A 22660-nucleotide genomic window follows, 5' to 3' on the forward strand; every position below is an offset into this window, starting at 1 on the left:
CCTTTCTCATGCGGGCACGGCTTCCCAGCGCACGCTCGACACCGACGGCTCCAGCGACAACCGCGAGACCGCCGCCTCCATCTGGGCGTCGTCGCGCTGGTCGCCGACCAGCTCGGCGCGGACTTCCACCGTGCGGTCGTCCCGATCCGTGCTCAGCACCGACAGCAACCGGAAGTCGGTGCGTGTCAAGGACTGCACGAGCAACGCCCGTACGTGGGCTTCCGTCGCATCGCGCGTGACGGCCTGGAACGCGTACCTCGTCGGCGTCTCGTCGCCGGCGTCGGGACGGCGGTCGACGACGCGGCCCAGCGGGCGCAGCACCACGTTCACCCCGACCACGACGGCGGTTCCGGCCACCGCGACGACGTACAGCCCGGCTCCGGCCAGCGCGCCCACCGCCGCGGAGCACCAGAGCGTGGCGGCCGTGTTGAGGCCGCGGACGTTGAGGCCGTCGCGCAGGATGACACCGGCGCCGAGGAACCCGATGCCCGAAACGATCTGGGCCGCGACCCGGGTCGGGTCGGCGTCGCCGCTCGAGGCCAGCCCGCCGAAGCCGTGGGCGGACAGCAGCACGAACAGCGTGGCACCCACCGCGACCAGGGCGTTGGTGCGCAGCCCGGCCATCCGGGCGCGGAACTGGCGCTCGACCCCGATGACGGCACCCAGGCCGACACCGGCGCCCACGCGCAGCAGCATTTCGAAAATGGTCATGATCCGGCTCTTTTCCGGCGTGCGTGCACTGCCGGACAGGGGGCGGCCGGAGACTAGCCCCGCCGGAAACCTCCGGTGAGCGCGCGCCCGGCCGTCCGAGGACTGTCCGCTGGCATGTGCCGCTCACCTCGCTTCCCGTGTTCGTCGATGATCAACCCGGCCAGGGTAGCCGGTCCCGCGGCCCCGGGAAGGGCCGCGGGACCGGGCTCACACTCCGAAGGGCTGGACGTTGGGCTGGAACACCTGCCCGTTCGCCGGCACCTCGAGGTCGGTCAGGTAGTCGGCCACGGCCTGATCGACACCGAGGGCGTCACCGAGGATGCAGTGGCCGAACGCGTCGACCGACAGCAGCCGGGAGTTGCCGAGCTCGGCGGCCATCCGCTGCGCGAACTTGTACCGCGTCGCCGGGTCGTAGAAGTTGCCGACCACGACCACCGGGACGTCGGTCTTGGCGCGCCACGGACCCCGGTAGGCGTCCGGCTTCTTCGCCGGCCACACCGGGCAGGCCGCGGTGTCCGAGAACGCCTGCGACCGGCCGAAGGTCCGCGACTCGCGCTCCCACTTCGCGGCGATGTCCGGCACCTGTTCCTGCCTGATCCGGAACGGCTTGTCGGCGCAGTTGACGGCGAAGTACGAGTCGTCGCCGGTGTACGGGCTGTCCGGCCTCAGGTCGGCCAGGCCCCGGTGCCCAAGGGCGGGTGCCGTCAGCGGCCGCGGCCGCAGCGACTGCGTCTGCGCCTGCGCCTGCGCGGACGGGTGGATCGCGGTGTAGTACGTCTGCAACCAGTCGGCCAGGGCGGCGAACGCACCCGGGCTGTAGAGGACGCCGCCCACGGTGCCGGTGAACTCGCTGATGTCGAGCGGGTCGGAGCCGGGAAGCGTGATCGGCTGCTTGCGGAGGTACTCCCGCAGCTCGTCGAACTTCGCCCGCGGGTTGCCGTCGCTGAAGGCGCACTTCGGGCCGGCCTGGTCACAGCGCTTGAGGAAGGCGTCCAGCGCGATTTCGAAGCCCTGCGCGCGTTCCCGGTCGTACTGCACGCCGTCGCTGGTGCGCAGGGCCGGGTCGACGTTGCCGTCGATCACGATCGCCCGCGACTGCTTCGGGAACATCGCCGCGTACGTCGAGCCGATCAGCGTGCCGTAGGAGAAGCCCACGTAGTTCAGCTTCCGGTCGCCGACGGCGGCGCGCAGCGTGTCGAGGTCGCGGACGACGTCCTTGGTGGACATGTGGTCGAGCAGCGAACCGGCGTTGTTCTTGCAAAACCGGCCGTAGTCGCGGTAACTGGCCAGGGTGCCCGAGATTTCGGCGCGCGAGATCGGCACGCCGACCTGGGCGGCGAAGACCTCGTCGGCGTCTTCCTGGGTGGTGAAGCAGCGCAGCGGGTTGCTCGCGCCGACCCCGCGCGGGTCGAAGCCGATGAGGTCGAACCGGTCGAGGACCTGCGGCCGGAAGATCGCCTGGCCGGCGATCGGCATGGTCAGGCCCGGGCCGCCGGGACCGCCGGGGTTGAGGAACAGCGACCCGACGCGCTTGTCGGGGGTGCGCGCGGCGCGCTTGAGCAGCGCGATGTCGATGGTGCCCAGCGAAGCGTCGTCGTGGTCGACGGGGACGCGGTAGCGGGCGCAGCTGTAGAACTTGACCTGGTCGGCGGGAACGCCGGCGAGGACGTCGCTTTCGCAGGTGCCCCAGGCGACGGCCGGGGTCGCGCCGACGACGGCGGGCTTGACGACCGAGTCTTCCGCCGCGGCGGCGGTCCCGGCCGGCCCGGCCAGCCCCACGCCGGCCACGAGCGCCCCCACCAGCGCGAACGACCGCACCCGGCCCTGTGTGGATCTCGGCAAGATGGTTCCTCCCTGGGTCGCACACTTCGCCGCGAGGTCACGACGTCACGGCGCGTTACCCGGGAGAGACTGGCACAAACCGGTGAATCCCGGCACCGGCCGAACGGATGGTCAGAACCTATCGAGCCACCCGCGCAAGCACGAAAACCGGCAACCGCCGGGCCGCCTCGCGCTGCTCCATCGCATACCCCGGCCAGAACGCCAGCAGCTCCGCCCACATCAGCTCGTACTCCTCGCCGTGCAGTTCCCGCGCGACGACGTCGACCGGCTTGCCCGCCAGGGCCACCGCGCACTTCGGGTTCGCCCGCAGGTTGTGCGCCCAGGCCGGGTCGTGGGGGCGGCCCCAGTTCGAGGCCGTCAGCACGAAGCCGTCTCCGCGGGGGTAGTAGAGCAGGTTGGTGCTGCGGGGCAGCCCGCTCTTGCGGCCCGTCGTCGTGAGGCGCAGGGACGGCAGCCCGGCGAGCGCCACGAGGCTCACCCGGCCGCCGAACGCCTTGTGCAGTTTCTGGTCCGCCCACACGACGAACCGGGCTGTGCGCATCAGCCACGGTTTCGTGCCGGCGGCCCGCGCCAGCGCGCGGAGAGGATTAGCCACGCACGGATTTTGCCAGGCTCACCCCGAACCGCTGCTGGGAGTCGGTCCACCAGTGCTCGAGGGCGAACCCGGCCGCGGCCAGCTCCGCCTCGACGCCGCTCGGGCGGAACTTCGCCGAGATCTCCGTCCGGACGTGCTCGCCCTCGGCGAAGCTCACCGTCAGGTCCGCTCCCGGGATCTCGACGGTCAGCGCCCGCCGGGCCCGCAGGCGCATCTCGATCCACTCGTTCTCCGCGTCCCAGTGGGAGACGTGCTCGAATTCGTCGACGTCGAAGTTCGCGCCGAGCCGGGCGTTGATCACCCGCAGCACGTTCTTGTCGAACTCCGCCGTGACGCCGGCCGCGTCGTCGTAGGCGCGTTCGAGGATCCGGGGGTCCTTGACGAGGTCGGTGCCGAGCAGCAGCCACTCCCCCTCGTCGAGCACCTCCCGGACCGACTGCAGGAAGGTCGCGCGTTCGGCGGGCAGGAAGTTGCCGATCGTGCCGCCGAGGAAGGCGACCACCCGCGGCTGGCCGTCCGGCAGCAGGTCGAGGTGCTGGGTGAAGTCGCCGACGACCCCGCGCACCGCCAGCCCCGGGTAGTCCTTCGAGATCGCCTCGGCGGCCTCGGCCAGCGCGGATTCGGACACGTCCAGGGGGACGAACGCCTCCAGGGTGCCGTGGCCGGTGAGCGCGTCGAGCAGCAGGCGGGTCTTCTCGCTCGATCCCGAGCCGAGTTCGACGAGCGTGTGCGCGCCGGTCAGCTCGGCGACGTCGCCGGCGTGCGCGGCCAGCACCTCGCGCTCGCTGCGGGTCGGGTAGTACTCCGGCAGCTGGGTGATCTTCTCGAACAGCTCGCTGCCGTCGGCGTCGTAGAACCACTTGGGCGGCAGCCACTTCTGCGGCGCGGTGAGCCCGGCGACGACGTCCGCGCGCAGTTCCGCGGTGACGGCGTCGCCGGAGCGGTGGTGGTCGAGATCGACTTCGGTCATGACAGCTCCTGGGTCAGGGGAAGCAGGTCGACGCCGGCCGCGGTGGCGCGCACGGCGTGGTGGTCGGGGACGGGCCGCCAGCGCGGGTCGCCGTCGAAGGGTTCGGACGCCAGCCACACTCCGGCCGGGGTTTCCAGCACGGACAGTGCGTGCGTCCAGGTCGTGCCGATCAGCGTGGTGCCGTCGGTGAGCAGGAAGTTCAGCCGGGAGCCGGGCGCGGCCGCTTCGACGGCGAGGGTCAGCTCCGCCACCGCCGTCAGCGGGTCCGCGCCCGTGGCGAGCCGGGCGCGCAGCAGCGCCCAGAGCACCACCGAGTCCGTCGGCGCCTCCAGGGTCAGCAGTTCGGTGACCGGCAGCGTCTTCGCCAGTTCCGCGAGCGAATCCGGGTAGCCGCGGACGACGCCGTTGTGGCTGAAGAGCCACGGCCCGGCGGTGAACGGCGCCGCGGCCGCCTCGGTCACCGGCAGGCCGGTGGTGCCGTTGCGGACCGCGGCGACGAACGCGCCCGAAGTGACCGCCGCGGCCAGCGGCGGCAGCGTCTCGTCCGTCCACAGTGGAGTCGAACGCCGGTGGCGCAGCGGCGGCGAGCCCGGGCCGGGGTACCACCCCAGCCCGAACCCGTCCGCGTTGACCGAGCCGCCGCCACGCATGTCCGCCGGCGCGTACGACTGCACCAGCAGGGAATGCGGGGCGTGGAAGAGCGCCTCGGCGGGCGAGAGCGGCTCGCCGAGGTAGCCGATGTGGCGGCACATGCGCCTACCCCACCTCGCCGGGGGCCGCGTCGCGGGCGGTGCGGAAGCCGGCGAAGATCTGCCGCCGGATCGGGTAGTCCCAGTTGCGGAAGGTGCCCCGGATGGCCGCCGAGTCGGTGCCGAACGACCCGCCGCGCAGCACCTTGTACTCGGGTCCGAAGAAGACCTCCGAGTACTCCCGGTACGGGAAGGCGGAGAACCCCGGGTAGCCGTGGAAATCGGTCGACGTCCACTCCCAGACGTCGCCGATCAGCTGGTGCACTCCGGTCGGCGACGCGCCGGCCGGGTACGCCCCCGCCGGCGCCGGGCGCAGGTGCCGCTGGCCGAGGTTGGCGTGCTCGGCCGCCGGTTCCTCGTCGCCCCAGGGGAACCGGCGCGACCGGCCGGTGGCCGGGTCGAACCGCGCCGCCTTCTCCCACTCCGCCTCGGTCGGCAGCCGCCGCCCGGCCCAGGCCGCGTACGCCTCGGCCTCGTAGTAGGAGACGTGCACGACCGGCTCGTCGGCCGGCAGCCGCTCGTAGACGCCGAAGCGGGTCCGCCACCAGCCGTCCTGTTCCCGCTTCCAGAACCGCGGCGCGGTGATGGAGTTTCCGGTCCGGTAGGCCCAGCCGGCCTCGCTCCACCACCGCCGGTCGTCGTAGCCGCCGCCGTCGAGGAATTCGGCGTAGGCACCACAGGTCACCGGCACCGTGTCCATCCAGAACGCCTCGACGGCGACCTGGTGCGCCGGACGCTCGTTGTCCAGGGCCCACGGCTCGGCCGACGTGCCCATCGTGAAGGCCCCGCCCGGGACCAGGACCTCGGCCGGCAGCGTGCCGGACCGCGCCGGCGGCGGCTCCGGCGCGTGCAGCACCGGGTCGCCCTTGCGGAGCTGGTGGGTGGCCAGCATCGTCTCGTCGTGCTGCTGCTCGTGCTGGGTGATCATGCCGAACGCGAACGCCTGCTCGGTCAGCCGCCGGCCTTCCATCGGCGCGTGCTCCAGCACGTCGAAGGCCTTCTCACGGACCTGCTTGACGTACGCGCGCGCCTCGGCCGGGCCGAGCAGCGGCAGCTCCGGCCGGTCGGCGCGGGCGTGCTGGAAGGCGTCGTAGATGTCGTCGATGTCCGGGCGCAGCGGTTCCCGGCCGCCGACATCGCGGACCAGCCACAGCTCTTCCTGCACGCCGATGTGCGCCAGGTCCCAGACCAGCGGCGACATCAGCTTCGAATGCTGGCGGACGAGGTCTTCGTCGTCGACCGCGTCGGTCAGCGCGACGCTGCGCGCCCGCGCCCGGGTCAGCGCCTCCGCCGCCCGCGCGCGCAGGTCCTGCGCGTTCAGTTCGCCCAGTGCTTCCGTGCTCATGCTTCGCTCCTCGATCGGTCCGCGCGCCCCAGCACGCTCTCGCTGATCCCGGTGATCGACTCCTCCGCCAGCCCCGTCACGCCCAGCTCGGCGCAGCCGAGGCCGGCCAATGCCGCCGCGGCGGCCGCCAGGTCCGGGTCGGCCAGGCCGCGCCGCGCCGCCGCCGTCCACCGGCCGTCGACCGGCGCGCAGATCTCGCGCACCTTCTCGACGGTGGCCGGCCGGGCGAGCAGCGCCGACACCAGGGCGACCGGGGCCAGCCACTCGTCCGGCGGTTGCGCGTCGAGGTACCGGATCTCCAGGTACCCCTGCGGGCGGACCGGCGTGAACATGGTCGTGAGGTGGTAGTCGAGGTCGGCCACCGTCGGCCGCGGCAGCAGCGCCGCCGCGCCCCGGCCGTCGATCCAGTCGGCGAACGTCAGCCCCTCGGGCGCGTCCCACGGCCGGTCGCCGCGGGGCAGCACCATCAGGGGGACGTCCATCAGGCGCTCCGCCCACGCGCCGGCCGGGTCGTCGCCCGCCACGGCGGCCGTGCGCGTGCGCACCGCTTCCGTGTCGTGCACCGCCAGCCAGCGGGCGGAGGCGTGTCCCGTGTCCCGTCCGGCGTGGACGCGGGAGTTGGCGAAGAGGGCGAGCAACGGCGGGCCCATCGCGTGCGCGGCCGCCCACCGCGCCGCGTAGTGCTCGGGCTCCCCCGCGTCGACGCAGACCTGCAGGCCGGCGGTGCTGCACATCATGGTGAGGCCGCCGGGACCGATCGGCGCGAACCGGCGCTCCATGGCCGCGTACCGCGGGGTGTGGAGGAGCCGGCGGGGCGCGCGGTGGGCGTCGATGCCCGTTTCGCCCAGGACGAGGTCGTGCCGGGCGAGGCTGTCACGCAGGTGGTGGAGGTCGGCCGTGACGACTGCGTCGAGCTCACGCAGCGAGGCCTGGGGAAGGGCGGAAATCTCGACCTGGCACCCGGGTTCGAGGCTCACGGGCGAGCCGGCCGGGAGAGGTGCGGCGGGGCTGCCGGGGCGGAGCGTCCGCGGGGTGTGCGGGCCCAGCGCCGCGGCGAGGACGTCGGGATCGAGGGGTCTGGCCGGGTCGTCGGCATGGTGCACGGTGAACTCCAGCTCCACGCCGGTCAGGCGCGGTGGTCCGTGCTTGAAGCACACCGATGCGACGTACGCCTCGCCGGCCGCGCGATCCGCCAGGACCCGCGCGGTGCGGTTCGACGCACTACCCGACTTCTCGGGGAAATCGTGCACCGCTGTCATGTCCGTTCCTGTTCCGTGGGTGGGGAACTTCTCGCCTTCGGACGCTACACGCGGGGTACGACAAATTCAGGGCGGATCCTGCGGGCCGGGAGGTGTTCACCACCCTGTAAGAAGTCCCTGATCAGGGCAAAGCCGGTTCGGTACCGAGTCCGAGCTCGGCCGCGGAAGCCCGCACCGCGTCGATCACGAGGTGCAGCGCGGGCCGCCGGAACGCGGTGCGCCGGTAGGCGATCGACACCGTCCGCAGCAGCGGCGTGGTGAGCGTGACGACGTCGATCCCGGGCGGCCGCAGCAGGCGCAGGCCCAGGTCGGACACGAGGGTGATGCCGAGCCCGGCCCCCACCATCGCCATCGCCGTCGACTGCTCTTCGACCTCGTGGTTGATCTTCGGCGAGAAGCCGTGCCGCTGGCAGGCGGTGCGCATCGCGCGGCCGAAGTGCGACTTGGCGCCGGCCAGGATCCACGGGTGTTCGGCCAGCTCGTCGAGGGCCGCCGACCCGGACGGCACGGCACCCCGCGGCACCGCGGCGTGCAGCCGTTCGACCGCGACGACCGCGCGTTCCAGCCCGGCGTCCCACGGCGTCGGCGCGTCGGAGTAGTCGATGACGAAGGAGAGGTCGAGGCTGCCGTCCCGGACCGCTTCCGCGGTGTCTTCCGGGGCCAGTTCGCGGGTGCGCACCTCGATGCCGGGGTGCGCGCCGGCCAGGGCGGTCAGCGCCGTGGGCAGCAGGCCGGAGGCCACCGACGCCCACACCCCCGCGGTCAGCCGGACCGTGCGGGCGTCCTGGGCCTCCTCCAGGGCGAGGGTCGCCCGCTCGACCGAGCCGAGGATCTCCTCGGCGTGCTCGGTGAGCAGGGTGCCGAGCTCGGTCAGCTGGACGCGCCGGCCGAGCCGTTCGAACAGCTTCGCCCCCACGTCCCGCTCGAGCTGCGCAAGCTGCTGCGACACCGCCGAAGCGGTGTAGTGCAGGGCCGCGGCCGCCGCCGTGACCGTGCCCCGGCGGTGCAGCTCGCGCAGCATCCGCAAGCGGTGCAACGAAAGCTCCATACACAAAACTTAAACGAGATCGTGCAGCAGCGTTAAATGGACGGGCGGGCCACCGGGGGCGCACGCTCGTGATGGCGGTCACGAGGCCGCCCCGGACTTCCCTGGAGGTGAGTGGCCCGATGACCCCCGCCGAACCGCTGATGCGGCTCACGTGGACCGACCCCGTCACTGGCGCGCACGGCTACCTGGTCGTGCACAGCCTGGTCTCCGGCGTCGCCACCGGCGGCACCCGGATGCGGGCCGGCTGCACGATGTCCGAGGTCGAGGACCTCGCCCGGGGCATGGCGAACAAGACCGCGACCTTCAACCTGCCGGTCGGCGGGGCCAAGGGCGGCATCGACTTCGACCCCAAAGACCCGCGCGCCTTCGAGGTGCTGAAGCGTTTCTGCGCGTTCCTGCGGCCGTGGCTGGACGCGCACTGGGTGACCGCCGAGGATCTGGGCGTCCCCCAGCACCTGATCGACTCGGTGTTCGCCGAGCTCGGGCTGGAGCAGTCGTACCACGCGGCGATCCGCCGTTCGGCCGATCCGGCGCGCACCCTGCGCCGGGTGCAGGCGGGCCTGAACGCGCCGGTCCCCGGCGGGCTGCTGCTCGGCGACGTCGTCGGCGGCTACGGCGTGGCGCAGGCGTGCCTGGGCGTCGCGGCGGCGTGGGACTGGAACGTGCGCGAGACGACGGTGGCGATCCAGGGCATCGGCACGATGGGCGGCGGCGCGGCCTGGTACCTGCACGAAGCCGGCGCGAAGGTGGTCGCGGTGGCCGACGCCGCGGGCACGCTGTACGACCCGGCCGGGCTCGACGTCCCGGCGCTGCTGGACCTGCGTGACCGCTTCGGCGAAGTGGACCGCTCCCGGCTGCCCGCCGGGGTCCGTTCGCTGCCGCGCGAGACGATCGTCGGGATCGACGCGGACATCCTCGTGCCGGCCGCGATCTCCTACGCGCTGCGGCCGGACAACGAGAGCGTGGTGAAGGCCAAGGTGGTCGTCGAAGCGGCCAACGCGGCGACGACGCCGGACGCGGAAGCCGCGCTGTCGGCCCGCGGGATCGCGGTGGTGCCCGACTTCGTCGCCAACGCGGGCGCGGCGGCCTGGGCGTGGTGGCTGCTGCTGGGCGAGGTCGGCGCGGACCCGGCCGACTCGTTCCTGCGCCTGCGCACCGAAATGCAGGCGAAGATCGCGCTGCTGCTGGCGGAGTGGAACATGGACCGGCTGCCGCTGCGCGTCACCGGGCTGCGGCTCGCCGAGGCCAATCGCACGCGGCGCGCCGAAGCCGCGCTCGCCCCGGAAGGCGAGCCGGGCCTGCTCATCCCCTGAGCGCGAACCGGTCGGTCGCGCCGATCAGGACGTCCTGCATCGACGCGGCCGACACGGTGTGCCCGACGTCGTCGAGCAGCACCAGTTCACTGCCCGGCCAGGCGTGGTGCAGCAGCCAGGGCGTGCCGACGAGGTTGCTCGTGTCCAGCACGCCCTGCGCCAGCACCGCGGGGATGCCCGCGAGCTTCCCGGCCTGGCGCAGGATCTCGCCGTCTTCGAGGAAGGCGCGGTTGCTGAAGTAGTGCGTGACGATCCGGGCGAAGCAGAGCCGGTAGGCCGGGTCCTCGAAGACGTCGGGCGGCGGGACGCCCGGGAGCATCGCGTCCTCCCAGGCGCACCAGTCCTTCGCGGCCCGGTGGTGGACGGCGGGGTCCGGGTCCATCAGGAGCCGGTGGTAGGCCGCCGAAAGGTCGCCGTCGCGCTCGCTTTCCGGCACGCCTTCGCGGAACTTGGCGAAGCCCTCCGGGAAGTAGGCGCCGAGGCCGCGGATGAGCATCTCGATCTCGACGAACCGGTCGGTCGCCAGGCCCATCAAGACCATTTCGCTGACGCGCTCGGTGTGGCGCAGCGCGTAGGTCAGGCTGAGCACGGAGCCCCAGGAACCGCCGAACAGCAACCACTTCTCGATGCCGAGGTGGGTGCGCAGGCGCTCGAAGTCGGCGACCAGGTGGCCGGTGGTGTTGGCGGACAGGTCGGCGACCGGGGCACCGGCGTGCGGGGTGCTGCGGCCGCAGCCGCGCTGGTCGGCCAGGACGATCCGGTAGCGCGCGGGGTCGAAGAACCGGCGGACGTTCGCCGAGCAGCCGGAGCCGGGGCCGCCGTGCACGACGAGCGCGGGCTTGCCGTCCGGGTTGCCGCAGGTCTCCCAGTACATCTCGTGGCCGTCGCCGACATCGAGCCGGCCGTGGTCGTAGGGCTCGATCTCGGGGTACATCAGCGCGTCCTCCCGCCCAGATACAACAGCGCTGTCACATTAGCGCCTTGGCACGTTCCGGTGCACGCTTTTTCGTTCAGCCCAGGGTGCCGGCCAGTTCGGTGAGAGTGTCGGCCAGCTCCTGCGGGCCCGCCGGGCCGATGTGGATGACGGCGTCGTCGCCCGAGCCGGTGGTGTAGCTGAGGTAGCGGCCCCAGTCGGTGTCGGCGTAGTGCAGCGGCTGCTGCAGGCAGGTGTGCCGCCCGACGTCGTCACGACGGCCGACGTAGAGCTCCCCGCTGCCCGAGACGGGCCGCTGCACGAGGCTGACGACGTCGGCGACGGCCGGGGCCAGCGGGTAGGCGGCCTGCCCGCGCCGGGCGGCCTCGGTCAGGTCGGCCACCCGCACGGTGCGCGGGTGTCCCCCGCCGGGCCCGACCGGCGGCAGCTGCTCGACGAGCGCCTCGGCCAGCCGGTTCCGGTCGATCTCCTGCACGCCGACGTGCGTCCCGTCGGAGACGGCGAGGACGGCCTGAAGCCCCTTCGCGGCGGCGAGGACGCCGTAGGTCCGGCCGCCGGTGCCGACCCAGCCGTAGCACTCCCGCGCGGGGCTGACCAGCAGCGGAAGCCAGTCGAGGAAGTCGACGGTGGCCCGGCCGCGGGCATCGACGAGCCCGGCCTCGGCGAGCGCGGCGTCGACCCGCTTGCCGGCTTCCGCACGCTCCTCGTCCGAGAGCCACAGAGGCTCCGGACGCAGGGTGAGGTGCAGCTGGCCGACCTGTTCCCGGTCGGCCAGCGCGGCCAGCGCCTCGACCGGAACGTCCACCCGGCCTGTTGCCACGTCCACCTGCCTCTTGTTCGCTTGGGTCGCCCTATTCACCGATGACCGGCGGGCTGGTCCGCTGGTCGGTGCCGAAGATCGCGTCCGGATCGGCCTCGATCAGGTAGTCCGGCCGCTGGTGCTCGTCGTCTTCTTCGCCTTCGCCCCGGCGTCCGCCGGGACCCATCGGCCCCATCTGCCCGCCGCGCCCGGCGGCCGACCGCGCGGCGGCCGCCTCCGCGGCGGCGGCGTTGCCCAGGCTGCCCATGCCGGAGCCGCGGCCGCTGCCGAGAGCGCGTTCGCCTGCGCCGCCTGCCCCGCTCCCGCCGCCGGTGCCGGAGCCTCCCCGGCCGGTGGAGTCGAGGAGCCGGCCGCCGGCGTTCCCGCTGTTCGGGCCGCGGCCGCCGCCGGTGCCGGAGTGGGGATCGCCGGAGTTCGGGAAGTTCGGGCCGTAGTTCTGGCCGCCCCCGGTGTTGGTGGGATAGAAGTCGACCCCACCGGTGTTCGGCGGCGTCTTCCCGGGCTGGTCGGTGGTCTGCCCCGGCCGCGTCGGCACGTTCGGGCGGCCGGTGCCGGTGGTGTGCGTGTCGTCGCCGCCGGTCCCTCCGGTACCGCCGGTACCACCCGTTCCTCCGGTGCCCCCGGTTCCGCCGGTGCCGCCGGTCCCTCCGGTTCCGCCCGTGCCCCCGGTGCCACCCGTGCCACCGTTCCCGCCGGGCTTGTCCCCGCCGCCGGTCTGCCCGGGATCGAAGCCGGTGGTCGAGGTGTGGTCGTCGCCGCCGGGATCACCTCCGGGGTGCCCGGGCAGCCACTTGCTGCGGTCGGTCGGCTCGACCCGGCCCGGGCCGTCCGGGGTGGTCACGGAGATGGCGGCACCGTCGGACTCGAGGATGCCGTAGTCGGTCGGGAGCGAGGCCCGCGTGCCGCTGGTGACGTTGCTGTACTGGTCCATGACGCGGACGTTGGTCTCGTTCGCGGCGTTGTACTTGGCCATCCCGGCCTGGTAGGAATCGATGTCGTCCTTGGCCATGAACGGCCCGGCGATCGGGATCGCGGCTTTCAGCCCGGTGGTCCAGGGGTTGGGCTTGTCGGGCTTCGGCGGGACTTCGACGACGGCATTGCTGGAGGAGTCGAAGACGGCAGCCTGGGTGTCGACGGAAACCTTGGTGATGTCGAGCGGCGCGGCGGTTTCGGCGAAGGCCTGTTCCAGCGGACCGGCGCCGGCGTTCGCCGCGTCCGCGGCGTCGCCGGTCCACGAGTTCACCATGCGCGACTGCAGCGCCTTGATGCTCGCGCCCCGCTCCATGTAGGCGTCGGACAGCTGCTGCACCGTCTCGGCCACCTGGCGCAGACCGTTGGTGTCGCCCTGTCTGAAGTTCTCGTAGATCTGCTTGCCGTCCACTCGTCAGGCCCCCTTGAGTGTCTTGATGATGCTCGCCGCCACCTGGCTGGCCACCGCGCAGGAGTCGTCCTGGCCCTGGTAGCCCTGGGCGTACACGTTGAACGCGAGGTCGTCGGCGATCCCGACGTCCAGGCCGCAACTGCCGAGGGCGCGCTCGTCCTGGACGTCGACGTAGATCGCCGGGTAGCCGTCGACGTCCGGGGCGCGCTCCAGGAACTTGGTGATCTTGCCGGAGCGGTAGGCGGCGTACGCCCCGGCCAATCCGCCCGCCCCCTGCTCACGGTTGCCGGTGCCGAGCGCGGCCGAGAGCCCGAGCCCTTCGCCGGAAAGCTTCCACAGGCAGGACGGTCCCGCCGCGGTGGCCGGCGTGTCCCCTTGCGGGGTGTACTTGCCCGGATCCGTGTACCGCAGTGAAGCCAGCAGGTCCTTCGGCACCAGTCCACACGGGTCGGAGGCGTACTTGCCCGCGTCGAGCGGCGGCTGGGTCACCTTGGGCACTTCCGGGTCCACCGGCGACGACGTGCCCGCCGGCGCCGAAGAGCTCGGCGCGGGGGACGCGACACCCCCCGTCGTCGGGCTGCAGGCAGTGGCCAGTCCCGCGGAAACGACCACGGACACGGCGAGGACGCAGATTTTGCTTCGCACGAGGTTCGTTCGCCTATGCCTTGAAGGTGTCCGACAGATCCTGGTCGGTGACCACGGTCTTCGACTGGGCTTCCTTGAGCTTCTTGATGTACGCCTGCGCGTACTTGCGCATCGAGTCGTTCTGGCGCTGGAGGGCGGAAATCGAGTCGCCGGTCGTCGACGCGTAGCTGTCACTGGCCGGGTCCTGGCCCGGCGCCAGCCGGTCGGCGAACCGGAGACCCTTGATCTTCTCGCCGTCGTCGACGATCTTGTCCAGCAGGTCCTCCCACTGGCCGATCACCGCGGCGAGCTCTTCGGGGTCCATCTTGAACTGGCCGCCCTTGCCGCCGCCGTAGACGCGGCCCGGGGTGTCGAAGACGTCGCCCCACAGCGCTCTGGCCGCCGCGCCGGCCTCACCGATGATCACCGCGCACCTTCCCCTCAGCTCACCCACCGTGATGGGGCAAACCTTAGCCAACCGTCTCACTTCGTGTCAGCGAATCGCCGCAACGTTCAGACGGCGGGGGCAACCGGGCGGTTCCCTGCACTCCCGGTCACAGTACGTACGTACGGATTGCGAACTCCCGGTCCGCGGTGCCAGGATTTCAGGATGCCACGCGTAAGCCAGGATCACCTCGACGCACGCCGGCGCCAGATCCTCGACGGCTCGCGCGTCTGCTTCGCGCGCTACGGCTACGAAGGTGCCACAGTCCGGCGCCTGGAGGAAGCCACCGGCCTCTCGCGCGGGGCCATCTTCCACCACTTCCGCGACAAGGAATCGCTCTTCCTCGCCCTCGCCGAGGACGACGCCCTGCGGATGGCCGACGTCGTCGCCGAACAGGGCCTCGTCCAGGTCATGCGGGACCTGCTCGCCGGGGGCGACCACCCCGCCGACTGGCTCGGGACACGCCTGGAGGTGAGCCGGCGGCTGCGCACCGATCCCGAGTTCCGGGGCCGGTGGGCCGAACGGTCCGAGCAGCTCACCACCGCCACCCGGCTGCGCCTGCTGCGCCAGCGCGAGGCCGGGAACCTGCGGGACGACGTCGACGTCGACGTCCTCACCGCCTTCCTCGAGCTCGTCCTCGAAGGACTCGTCTCGCACCTGGCCATGGGCCTGCCGGCCGCCGGGCTGGGGCCGGTGCTCGACCTCGTCGAAGAAACCGTGCGCCGGCACCGGCCGAGCCGCGGATGAGCGCTCCGACACACCCGGTACGCGAGCGGCGAGCGCGAAAGACACGTTAAGATTGTCCGCAATAACCGCAGTACACACCGATTCACCGCTAGGAGTGACCGTTTCGTGCGCGCAGCGCAGTCACCCGGTGACAGTACCGGGCCGGGTGACCGACCCGGCTGTCCGATAGGTTCATCCCCCGCCACCGAGGCGGGTGCGGAATGATCCAGATCCTGCTCGCCGTCGCCGGCGTCCTCCTCTTCGTCCTGCTGACGATCGGCACCGGGCTCGCCGTCGCGGCCGAGTTCTCGCTGACCGCCCTGGAACGCAGCACCGTCGAGGCCAACGTCCGCCAGGTCGGCGACCGCCGCGCGGTGACCGTCCAGAAGGCCCACCGGACGCTGTCCTTCCAGCTCTCCGGCGCCCAGGTCGCGATCACGCTGACCACGCTGATCACCGGGTACCTGGCCGAGCCGCTGATCGGCGAGCTCGTCCGGCCGCTGCTCACCGGCCTCGGGCTGCCGGCCGGGTTCGCCGGCGGCGCGTCGATCGTGCTCGCGCTGATCATCGCCACGTCGCTGTCGATGATCCTCGGCGAAATGGTGCCGAAGAACCTCGCGATCGCCCGGCCGCTGCCGACCGCCCGCGCGGTCGCCGGCTACCACTCGCGGTTCTCCTCGCTCTTCCGCTGGCTCATCACGCTGATGAACAACAGCGCGAACTTCCTCGTGCGCAAGTTCGGCGTCGAACCGCAGGAAGAGCTGCGGTCCGCGCGCTCGCCGCAGGAGCTGGGCTCGATCGTGCGCTCCAGCGCCGAAAGCGGCACGCTCGACACGTCCACCGCCGAGCTGCTCGACCGCTCGCTGCGGTTCGGCGAGCGCACCGCGGAGGAGCTGATGACCCCGCGCGTGCAGCTCGAATCGCTCGCCGTCGACGACACCGTGGAAGACCTCATCGAGATCTCCCGCCGCACCGGCTTCTCCCGGTTCCCGGTGCACGCCGAGGACCTCGACGACGTCCGCGGCGCCGTGCACGTCAAGCAGGCCTTCGCCGTGCCCGCGGCGGACCGGGCCGCCGTGCCGATCGGCTCGGTCATGCGGCCGGTGCCGACCGTGCCGGAGTCCCTGCCCGGCGACGACCTGCTGCTGCGCTTGCGCGACTCCCGCTTCCAGCTCGCCATCGTCGTCGACGAGTACGGCGGCACGGCCGGGCTGGTGACCCTGGAGGACGTCGTCGAGGAGATCATCGGCGACGTCCGCGACGAGCACGACGAGCGCGAAGCACCGGCCTCCCAGCAGGTCGGCGCGGACAGCTGGCTGGTCTCCGGGCAGCTGCGCGCGGACGAGGTCACCAGTGTCACCGGGTTCCGGATGCCCGACGGCGACTACGAGACCATCGCCGGGCTGATCCTCGAGCGGCTGGGCAAGATCCCCGCCGAGGGGGACGCCACCGAGGTCGACGGCTGGCTGCTCACCGTGACCACGATGGACAAGCGCCGGATCGCCGAGGTCGAGGTCGCCCCGGTCCGGGAACCGGCCCCGCAAGCGGAGGTGGCGTTGTGAGCGACTGGCTGAACATCGCCCTCGTCGTCGTCCTGCTGCTGGCCAACGCCTTCTTCGTCGGCGCGGAGTTCACGCTGATCTCCTCCCGGCGCGACCGGCTCGAAGCCTTGCTGGAACAGGGCAAGACGCGCGCCCGGATCGTCATCAACGCGAGCAGGCACGTCTCGCTGATGCTCGCCGGCGCGCAGCTGGGCATCACCATCTGCTCGCTGCTGCTCGGCCGCGTCGGCGAGCCCGCGATCGCGCACCGGCTGGCGGCGGGCTTCGACGCCCTCGGCCTGCCCGAGGCGCTGCTGCACCCGATCTCCTTCGCGATCGCGCTGGCGTTCATCACCGTGGCGCACGTGCTGATCGGCGAGATGGTGCCGAAGAACCTCGCGATCGCCGAGCCCGAGCGGCTCGCGCTGTGGCTGGTGCCGGCGCACGTCGCGTGGGTGAAGCTGGCCAACCCGTTCATCTGGCTGCTGAACTTCGTGGCCAACTCGCTGCTGCGCGCGTTCCGCGTCGAGCCGAAGGACGAGCTGGAGACGGCCTACACGTCCGACGAGCTGGCCGAGCTGCTCAGCGAGTCGCGCCGCGAAGGCCTGCTCGACCAGTCCGAGCACCAGCGGCTCGCCCAGACACTGTCGTCGGTACAGAAGACGGTCGCCGACGTCCTGGTGCCGACCGCCGAGCTGACCACGCTCCCCTGCGGGCCGACCGTCGGCGAGGTCGAGCGGGCGGTGTCGTCCACCGGATTCTCGCGGTTCCCGGTGTGCACCGACGACGGGCGCCTGACCGGCTACATCCACGTCAAGGACATCCTCGACCTGGCCGGGCAGGACCCGGGCACGACGGTGCCGTCCTCGAAGACGCGCGCGCTGACCGAACTGCGTGCCGACGCCCGGCTCGACGTCGCGCTGTCGGCCATGCGCAAGGAGCGCAGCCACCTCGCGCGGGCCCTGGACGAGGACGGGAACGCCGTCGGCGTCGTGGCGCTGGAAGACCTGGTCGAGGAGTACGTGGGCACGGTGCGCGACGGCACCCACGTGGGCGCATGACCGAAGTACTCGCCGAGGCGGACTGGCTGGCCCGGGAGGCGGCGCACACCGCACGGATGCGCCGCTGGACCGGCCCGCACCAGGAGCGGCGGGCGCGCGGCGAGAAGCACCCGGTGCTGGACTTCCTCTTCACGTACTACTCGTACCGGCCGTCCCACCTCGAGCGGTGGCAGCCCGGGCCCGGCGTCGCGCTCGCCGGGCCCGCGGCGCGGCGCTTCCTGGACCGCAAGGGGTACGTCGCCACGCCCGAGGGCGTCCTGCTCGATCCGGCGGGCTTCGGTGAGGGCAAGGTGCGGACGGCCGAGTTCGTCCTCGCCCTGCTGACCGCGACGGCGTCCCGCGCGCCCCGGCTGAGCTGCTTCGGGCTGCACGAGTGGGCGATGGTGTACCGCGAGCCCGCCGATTCGGTGCGGCACAACCAGGTGCCGCTGCGGCTCGGCTCGGCGGGCACCGACGCGGTCGTGGAGTCCCTGGACATCCGGTGCGGGCACTTCGACGCCTTCCGCTTCTTCACCGACTCCGCGCGGCCGTTGAACGAGCTGGCGCCGTCGCGGGAGACGCAGGTCGCACTCGAGCAGCCGGGGTGCCTGCACGCGAACATGGATCTGTTCAAATGGGCGTACAAGCTCGACCCGTTCGTTCCGGCGGAGCTGGTCGCGGACTGTTTCGAGCTGGCGGTCGAGATCCGGACCCTGGACATGCGGGCGAGCCCGTACGACCTGGGTTCGTTCGGCTACCCGCCGGTGCGGATCGAGACGGCCGCGGGCCGGGCGGAGTACGCCAGGGCCCAAGGGGAGTTCGCCCGCCGTGCGGCGCCACTGCGTCATCGCCTGATTGCGCATTGCCATCGCCTGGTCAGCGCAGCACCCTGAGCGCGGCCCACTGTGAGTCAGATTATTCTCTCACCGATACTCACCTGTTAGGGTGATAACGGTTTGATTGCATAGCAGCGCGTGCTTGGCATGCGCTCACCCCGAAAGGATGACGGATGGGGCGACACTACCGGGACGAGGAGCCGGTGCCGCACCCTCAGGACCGCACGCCACGCGTGCCCGCCGAGGGCCGCAGCGAGGCCTCCGGTGCCTTCCGCACCCCGGGGCGCAGCTCCATCTCGGACGCCTTCGGCATCGCTCGCGTGCCGGGCGAATCGTCCGGTTCGGTGTTCTTCACGGAAGGGGCGCAGGCGCCCGGCTTCCCGCCCGACGGCCCGGCCACCCGGCGAGGTGAGGCTTCGGGGGCGTACCCGGCCGCTTCGGGCCCGGCCACCCGCCGGGGTGAGGCTTCGGGCTCGTACCCGGTCGCCGGCGGGGATTCCGCCGTGACGCACGCGCCTCGCCGAGGTGAAGCCTCCGGGGCTCACCCGGTGACGAGCAGCGAGATCACGACGACCATCGCCACGCGCCGCGGTGAGGCTTCCGGCGCTTACCCGGTCACCGAGAGTGCCGCCACCGCCACCCGTTCCCGGCGCGGCGAGGCTTCCGGCGCTTACCCGGTCACCAACCCCGCCCGCCGCGGCGAGGCCTCGGGTTCCTACCCCGCCGCCGACAGCGCGACTCGCTCGCAGCGCCGTGGCGAGGCCACCGGGGCCGCCGGGAGCGCCACCCGCACACCCCGCCGCGGCGAGGCGACCGGCGCGCACCCGGTCACCGACACCACCCGCTCCCGCCGCGGCGAAGCTTCCGGCGCTTACCCGGTCACCGAAGGCGAAGCGCGCCCGGCCGGCACCACCTCCCGCTCCCGCCGCGGTGAAGCTTCCGGCGCTTACCCGGTCACCAACGGCGAAGCCTCCGGCGCCGAAACCACCTCGCGCTCCCGTCGCAAGGACCGCGGCGCACCGGTCCCGGACCGCGTCGAAACGCCCGCCTCCGGCCGCCCCACCCGCGCGTCCCGCCGGGCCGAAGCCACCGGCGCGCACCCCGTCGCCGCCCCCGGCGAAGCGGCTTCCCCGCGGTCCCGCCGCAGGGGCGGCAAAGCTCCCGCCGAATCCGCCGCCGAGCGGACCGAGGTCATCACCCGGCCGGACGAGGACGTCGCTACCCGGCCCGACGACACCGGCACCGACGTCAGCGGGCCGCACACCCCGGGCCGCGGCGAGCGCACCGAGTCCACCGGGCCTCAGCGCGCCGGCCGCGGGGACAGCACCGGGCCGAACCGGACTGCCCGCAGCGAAGGCACCGGCTCGCACCGGATCGTCGGCAAGAGCGATGCCACCGGGTCGCACCGGATCGTCGGGAAGAAGGCTCCGCGCCGCCGGATCGCCACCTGGCCGATCGCCTGCCTGGTGCTCGCCGTCCTCATCGGGCTCGGCGTCGTCGGCTGGAACTGGGCCGACAACGAGCTGAACAGCCGGGCCGAGGCGCAGGCCGCCAGCTGTGACGGCGGCACCACGCACATGCGGGTCGTCGTCACGCCGAGCGTGCAGAAGCCCGTCGCCGCGGCGGCCGACCGGTGGAACCAGGCCGCCACCGTCGTGCACGGGCAGTGCGTGCACGTCATGATCGAGGCCAAGCCGTCGGCACAGGTGCTCGACGCGCTGGTCGGCCGGGCCAAGCTGGACTCCATCGGCGGGCTGCCGGCCGCCTGGCTGCCCGAATCGTCGTACTGGGTCAGCGAGCTCACCACCAAGAAGCCCGAGATGATCGGCTCGCCCGCCCAGTCGGTGGCGAACGCGCGCTCGGCCGACTACCCGTTCATCGGGCTCGCCGGCCCGGGGGTCGACGACACCGCGCTGCGCGCCGCCCAGACGTTCCGCGAGTACCTGGAGCAGCCCGCCCAGCAGGCCGACTTCGCCGCGGCGGGCATCAAGTCGACCTAGGCGCTAGACCCGCGTGCCGTTGTCGAGCTCGGCCACCACGGCGAGGTCGTCGTCGGCCAGCTCGAAGTCGAAGATGCCGAAGTTCTCCCGGGTCCGGGTCGTGGTGGCCGACGCCGCCACCGCGACCGTGCCGGTCTGCAGGTGCCAGCGGAGCACGATCTGGGCCGGGGTCTTGCCGTACTTGGCGGCGAGCGCGGTGACCGTCTCGTCGGACAGCAGCGCCGCGTTCGCGGCCGGGCTGGCGGCGGCCGTCACGATGCCGCGCTCGGCGTGGAACTCGCGCAGCGGCACCTGCTGCAGCCACGGGTGCAGCTCGACCTGGTTCACCGACGGCACCGAACCGGTCGCGTCGATCAGCCGGCGCAGCTCGGCGACCCCGAAGCCGGCGACGCCGATCGCGCGGGCCCGGCCGTCGGCGCGCAGCCGGCTCAGCGCGCGCCAGGTGTCGGTGAACGCACCCTTGGTGCCCTCCAGCAGGCAGAGATCGGCCCGCTCCAGCTGCAGCGCCGCCAGCGCCTGATCGGCTGCCCGGCGGGCGTTGTCGTAGCCCTGGGCGGGCACGTGCACGCTGACGAAGAGGTCCTCGCGGGGCACTTCGGCCGCGGCGAGCACCGCGCCCACCGCCGTCTCGCTGCCCGGCGTCGTGTCGATGCCGCGGTAACCGGTGTCGAGGGCGATGCGGACGGCCCGGCCGATTTCGGACGGCGACAGGCCGGCGACGCCGAACAGCAGCTGAGGGATGCGGACTCCGACGGACAGGGCGAGCGAAGGCGGGACGGCCATCAACCGGTGATCCTCACTTCGGATGCTGCGCGGACCCCCATCATCCCACCCGGGCGGCCCGCTCGCGCAGGTACGCCGCCGTCGCGCTGTCGGCCGGGAAGAACGACTCGATCACCAGTTCCGCCACGGTGACGTCCAGCGGGGTGCCGAACGTGGCCACCGTGGAGAAGAACGTGAGGTCGACGCCGTCGTGGCGGAACTTCAGCGGCACGAAGATGTCGCCCGGTCCGGGGACCTCCACCTCGGGCACGGCCTGCTCGCACGGGTACCCGCGCAGTTCGTCCAGGAGCTCGGCGAGGCCGGTGTCGGCGGTCTGGGTCACCTGGCGCCGCAGCCGGCCGAGCAGGTGGGCGCGCCACTCCCCCAGGTTGAGGATGTGCGGCGCCATGCCGTCGGGGTGCAGGGTCGCGCGCAGGACGTTGGTGGTCAGCTCGGGCGGGATCCCGGCGACGAAGAGGCCGACCGCGCTGTTGGCGTCGACGAGGTCCCAGTTCCGGTCGACGACGGCGGCCGGGTACGGCTCGTGGCCCGCGAGCAGCTGCCGCACCGCGCGGCGGACGGCGTCCAGCTCCGGGTCGCCCAGCGCGGTCTCGGTGTAGGCGGGCGCGTACCCGGCGGCGAGCAGCAGCCGGTTGCGTTCCCGCAGCGGGACGTCGAGGTGTTCGCCCAGCCGCAGCACCATGTCCCGGCTCGGCTTGGAGCGGCCGGTTTCCACGAAGCTGAGGTGACGGGTGGAGATGTCCGCCGAGATCGCCAGATCGAGCTGGCTGATCCGGCGCCGGTCGCGCCATTCGCGCAGCAGCTCCCCGACGGGCCGCTGCCGCGCCTGCACCAAGGTCGTCACGAGAGCGACGCTACGGCGAGCACGGCATCGCTGCCATTACTTCCGGGGTAATGGCTCGATCTCCGCACCGGCCGAGCAAAAGCCCTCCAGGCGGTCCATCAGGTCCAGGACGGCGTCGTAGGCCGGATCGTCGGTCCCGTCCGGGGCGCCGTCGGCGATGAAGTCCAGCGCCGCCCCGCCCGCCCGCAGCAGGGCGGCCTTGGTGACACCGGACGCGTAGCCCGCGGTCGCCACGGCTTCGAGCGCGGCCCACGCCTGCCCGGCGCGGGCCGCGGCGACCAGGTCGCCGACCAGGACCGGGTCCGCGGGCGGCTCGGCGTCGTTCGTCATGCCCGGAGTGTGCCGAGCCGCGGCCGGGGCGCGCCACCGGATTCCGCGGCCGCTCCGGCATTACCTCTCGCGTAATCGACGGGCCGCCGCTGGTCCGCCAGAGTCGGTCCCAGCACCGGATGACGGCGGAACCGTTGTCCCCCAACCGAAGGAGCACCATGACCGACGTTCGCACCCTCGTCGAGCGGTACCTCGCCGTCTGGAACGAGACCGACGCCGACAAGCGCCGGGCGCTCGTCGCCGACGTCTTCACCGAGACCGCCGGCTACACCGATCCGCTCGGCGCCGTCACCGGGCACGACGGGATCGACCGGTTCGTCGCCGGGGCCCAGGAGCAGTTCGGCGGCCTGACCTTCAGCCTGCCCGCCGAGCCGGACGCCCACCACGACCTCGCCCGCTTCCAGTGGTACCTCGGCACGCCCGGTGCCGAGCCGGTCGCCATCGGGTTCGACGTCGTCGAGCTCGAAGACGGGAAGATCGCCCAGGTGCACGGCTTCCTCGACAAGCTGCCCGGCTGACATCCC

Annotated in this window: 23 protein-coding genes; 7 read left to right on the plus strand and 16 right to left on the minus strand. The window is 72.6% G+C overall.

What is annotated here, in order from left to right; all coding sequences use genetic code 11:
* Window positions 1-6 precede the first annotated feature (6 nt).
* The 8 genes from H5965_RS26750 to H5965_RS26785 form a co-directional block, all read right to left on the minus strand.
* On the minus strand, window positions 7-711 hold the full coding sequence (locus H5965_RS26750) for an MgtC/SapB family protein (protein ID WP_310972998.1): 705 nt from the start codon (window positions 709-711) through the stop codon (window positions 7-9).
* A gap of 207 nt (window positions 712-918) precedes the next feature.
* A complete protein-coding gene (locus H5965_RS26755; protein WP_310973228.1) occupies window positions 919-2529 on the minus strand; it encodes an alpha/beta hydrolase in 1611 nt (536 codons plus the stop codon).
* A 142-nt stretch (window positions 2530-2671) separates the two neighbouring features.
* A complete protein-coding gene (locus H5965_RS26760; protein ID WP_310973230.1) occupies window positions 2672-3094 on the minus strand; it encodes a nitroreductase family deazaflavin-dependent oxidoreductase in 423 nt (140 codons plus the stop codon).
* A gap of 46 nt (window positions 3095-3140) precedes the next feature.
* Complete coding sequence (egtD, locus tag H5965_RS26765; RefSeq protein ID WP_310972999.1) at window positions 3141-4118, minus strand: L-histidine N(alpha)-methyltransferase; 978 nt, start codon at window positions 4116-4118, stop codon at window positions 3141-3143.
* The gene (gene egtC, locus H5965_RS26770; RefSeq protein ID WP_310973000.1) at window positions 4115-4870 is read right to left on the minus strand and encodes an ergothioneine biosynthesis protein EgtC; all 756 of its coding nucleotides are present in this window, start codon (window positions 4868-4870) and stop codon (window positions 4115-4117) included. Before egtC ends, egtD begins: the two co-directional genes overlap by 4 nt.
* 4 nt (window positions 4871-4874) lie before the next feature.
* Complete coding sequence (egtB, locus tag H5965_RS26775) at window positions 4875-6212, minus strand: ergothioneine biosynthesis protein EgtB (protein WP_310973001.1); 1338 nt, start codon at window positions 6210-6212, stop codon at window positions 4875-4877.
* Window positions 6209-7471 (minus strand): glutamate-cysteine ligase family protein, encoded by a 1263-nt coding sequence (locus H5965_RS26780; protein WP_310973002.1) that lies wholly within the window; start codon window positions 7469-7471, stop codon window positions 6209-6211. The genes egtB and H5965_RS26780 overlap by 4 nt, the downstream gene beginning before the upstream one ends.
* Window positions 7472-7592: 121 nt before the next feature.
* Window positions 7593-8519, minus strand: coding sequence for a LysR substrate-binding domain-containing protein (locus H5965_RS26785; protein ID WP_310973003.1), 927 nt, complete (start codon window positions 8517-8519; stop codon window positions 7593-7595).
* A 119-nt stretch (window positions 8520-8638) separates the two neighbouring features.
* Between H5965_RS26785 and H5965_RS26790 the strand changes: the two genes are divergently transcribed.
* A complete protein-coding gene (locus H5965_RS26790; protein WP_310973004.1) occupies window positions 8639-9832 on the plus strand; it encodes a Glu/Leu/Phe/Val dehydrogenase dimerization domain-containing protein in 1194 nt (397 codons plus the stop codon).
* On the opposite strand, the gene pip is transcribed toward H5965_RS26790, so the two are convergent.
* The 5 genes from pip to H5965_RS26815 all read right to left on the minus strand — a co-directional run bounded on the left by pip (window position 9822) and on the right by H5965_RS26815 (window position 14018).
* On the minus strand, window positions 9822-10769 hold the full coding sequence (gene pip / locus H5965_RS26795; RefSeq protein ID WP_310973232.1) for a prolyl aminopeptidase: 948 nt from the start codon (window positions 10767-10769) through the stop codon (window positions 9822-9824). The genes H5965_RS26790 and pip overlap by 11 nt on opposite strands.
* Window positions 10770-10842: 73 nt before the next feature.
* Window positions 10843-11571 (minus strand): ESX secretion-associated protein EspG, encoded by a 729-nt coding sequence (locus tag H5965_RS26800; protein WP_310973234.1) that lies wholly within the window; start codon window positions 11569-11571, stop codon window positions 10843-10845.
* Window positions 11572-11617: 46 nt separating this feature from the next.
* Complete coding sequence (locus H5965_RS26805) at window positions 11618-12967, minus strand: hypothetical protein (RefSeq protein WP_310973005.1); 1350 nt, start codon at window positions 12965-12967, stop codon at window positions 11618-11620.
* A 3-nt stretch (window positions 12968-12970) separates the two neighbouring features.
* Entirely contained in the window at window positions 12971-13612 is a 642-nt protein-coding gene (locus H5965_RS26810; RefSeq protein WP_310973006.1) for a DUF3558 domain-containing protein, read from the minus strand.
* 13 nt (window positions 13613-13625) lie between these two features.
* Complete coding sequence (locus tag H5965_RS26815) at window positions 13626-14018, minus strand: hypothetical protein (protein ID WP_310973007.1); 393 nt, start codon at window positions 14016-14018, stop codon at window positions 13626-13628.
* 183 nt (window positions 14019-14201) lie between these two features.
* Here H5965_RS26815 and H5965_RS26820 point away from each other — a divergent pair, with 183 nt between their 5' ends.
* The 5 genes from H5965_RS26820 (at window position 14202) to H5965_RS26840 (ending at window position 20179) form a co-directional block, all read left to right on the plus strand.
* Window positions 14202-14783: a TetR/AcrR family transcriptional regulator gene (locus H5965_RS26820; protein ID WP_043784004.1), complete on the plus strand. Its 582-nt coding sequence runs from the start codon at window positions 14202-14204 to the stop codon at window positions 14781-14783.
* Between the two features lie 200 nt (window positions 14784-14983).
* Window positions 14984-16324 (plus strand): hemolysin family protein, encoded by a 1341-nt coding sequence (locus H5965_RS26825; protein ID WP_310973008.1) that lies wholly within the window; start codon window positions 14984-14986, stop codon window positions 16322-16324.
* Window positions 16321-17364: a hemolysin family protein gene (locus H5965_RS26830; RefSeq protein ID WP_310973009.1), complete on the plus strand. Its 1044-nt coding sequence runs from the start codon at window positions 16321-16323 to the stop codon at window positions 17362-17364. The genes H5965_RS26825 and H5965_RS26830 overlap by 4 nt, the downstream gene beginning before the upstream one ends.
* A complete protein-coding gene (locus tag H5965_RS26835; protein ID WP_310973010.1) occupies window positions 17361-18236 on the plus strand; it encodes a 3-methyladenine DNA glycosylase in 876 nt (291 codons plus the stop codon). Before H5965_RS26830 ends, H5965_RS26835 begins: the two co-directional genes overlap by 4 nt.
* Window positions 18237-18352: 116 nt before the next feature.
* Window positions 18353-20179 carry a hypothetical protein gene (locus H5965_RS26840; RefSeq protein ID WP_310973011.1) on the plus strand — a complete coding sequence of 609 codons (1827 nt, stop codon included), beginning with the start codon at window positions 18353-18355 and terminating at the stop codon, window positions 20177-20179.
* A gap of 3 nt (window positions 20180-20182) precedes the next feature.
* Here the strand turns inward: H5965_RS26840 and H5965_RS26845 are convergent, their stop codons facing one another.
* The 3 genes from H5965_RS26845 to H5965_RS26855 are packed head-to-tail and all read right to left on the minus strand — an operon-like array spanning window position 20183 to window position 22136.
* The gene (locus H5965_RS26845) at window positions 20183-20962 is read right to left on the minus strand and encodes an aldo/keto reductase (protein ID WP_310973012.1); all 780 of its coding nucleotides are present in this window, start codon (window positions 20960-20962) and stop codon (window positions 20183-20185) included.
* 40 nt (window positions 20963-21002) lie between these two features.
* On the minus strand, window positions 21003-21797 hold the full coding sequence (locus tag H5965_RS26850; protein WP_310973236.1) for a helix-turn-helix transcriptional regulator: 795 nt from the start codon (window positions 21795-21797) through the stop codon (window positions 21003-21005).
* Between the two features lie 45 nt (window positions 21798-21842).
* Complete coding sequence (locus H5965_RS26855; protein ID WP_310973013.1) at window positions 21843-22136, minus strand: hypothetical protein; 294 nt, start codon at window positions 22134-22136, stop codon at window positions 21843-21845.
* A gap of 158 nt (window positions 22137-22294) precedes the next feature.
* Between H5965_RS26855 and H5965_RS26860 the strand changes: the two genes are divergently transcribed.
* A complete protein-coding gene (locus H5965_RS26860) occupies window positions 22295-22654 on the plus strand; it encodes a nuclear transport factor 2 family protein (RefSeq protein WP_310973014.1) in 360 nt (119 codons plus the stop codon).
* The last annotated feature ends 6 nt before the right edge of the window (window positions 22655-22660 follow it).

It is taken from the genome of Amycolatopsis sp. 505, from assembly GCF_031625235.1.
In the GTDB taxonomy this organism is placed as follows: Bacteria; Actinomycetota; Actinomycetes; order Mycobacteriales; family Pseudonocardiaceae; genus Amycolatopsis.

Coding starts and splice junctions, on each gene's coding strand:
- H5965_RS26825 (WP_310973008.1), top strand. CDS start 14,984: ATGATCCAGATCCTGCTCGCCGTCGCCGGCGTCCTCCTCTTCGTCCTG.
- H5965_RS26835 (WP_310973010.1), top strand. CDS start 17,361: ATGACCGAAGTACTCGCCGAGGCGGACTGGCTGGCCCGGGAGGCGGCG.
- H5965_RS26855 (WP_310973013.1), bottom strand. CDS start 22,136: ATGACGAACGACGCCGAGCCGCCCGCGGACCCGGTCCTGGTCGGCGAC.
- H5965_RS26845 (WP_310973012.1), bottom strand. CDS start 20,962: ATGGCCGTCCCGCCTTCGCTCGCCCTGTCCGTCGGAGTCCGCATCCCT.
- H5965_RS26860 (WP_310973014.1), top strand. CDS start 22,295: ATGACCGACGTTCGCACCCTCGTCGAGCGGTACCTCGCCGTCTGGAAC.
- H5965_RS26790 (WP_310973004.1), top strand. CDS start 8,639: ATGACCCCCGCCGAACCGCTGATGCGGCTCACGTGGACCGACCCCGTC.
- H5965_RS26780 (WP_310973002.1), bottom strand. CDS start 7,471: ATGACAGCGGTGCACGATTTCCCCGAGAAGTCGGGTAGTGCGTCGAAC.
- egtD (WP_310972999.1), bottom strand. CDS start 4,118: ATGACCGAAGTCGATCTCGACCACCACCGCTCCGGCGACGCCGTCACC.
- H5965_RS26820 (WP_043784004.1), top strand. CDS start 14,202: ATGCCACGCGTAAGCCAGGATCACCTCGACGCACGCCGGCGCCAGATC.
- H5965_RS26750 (WP_310972998.1), bottom strand. CDS start 711: ATGACCATTTTCGAAATGCTGCTGCGCGTGGGCGCCGGTGTCGGCCTG.
- egtB (WP_310973001.1), bottom strand. CDS start 6,212: ATGAGCACGGAAGCACTGGGCGAACTGAACGCGCAGGACCTGCGCGCG.
- H5965_RS26840 (WP_310973011.1), top strand. CDS start 18,353: ATGGGGCGACACTACCGGGACGAGGAGCCGGTGCCGCACCCTCAGGAC.
- H5965_RS26785 (WP_310973003.1), bottom strand. CDS start 8,519: ATGGAGCTTTCGTTGCACCGCTTGCGGATGCTGCGCGAGCTGCACCGC.
- H5965_RS26760 (WP_310973230.1), bottom strand. CDS start 3,094: ATGCGCACAGCCCGGTTCGTCGTGTGGGCGGACCAGAAACTGCACAAG.
- egtC (WP_310973000.1), bottom strand. CDS start 4,870: ATGTGCCGCCACATCGGCTACCTCGGCGAGCCGCTCTCGCCCGCCGAG.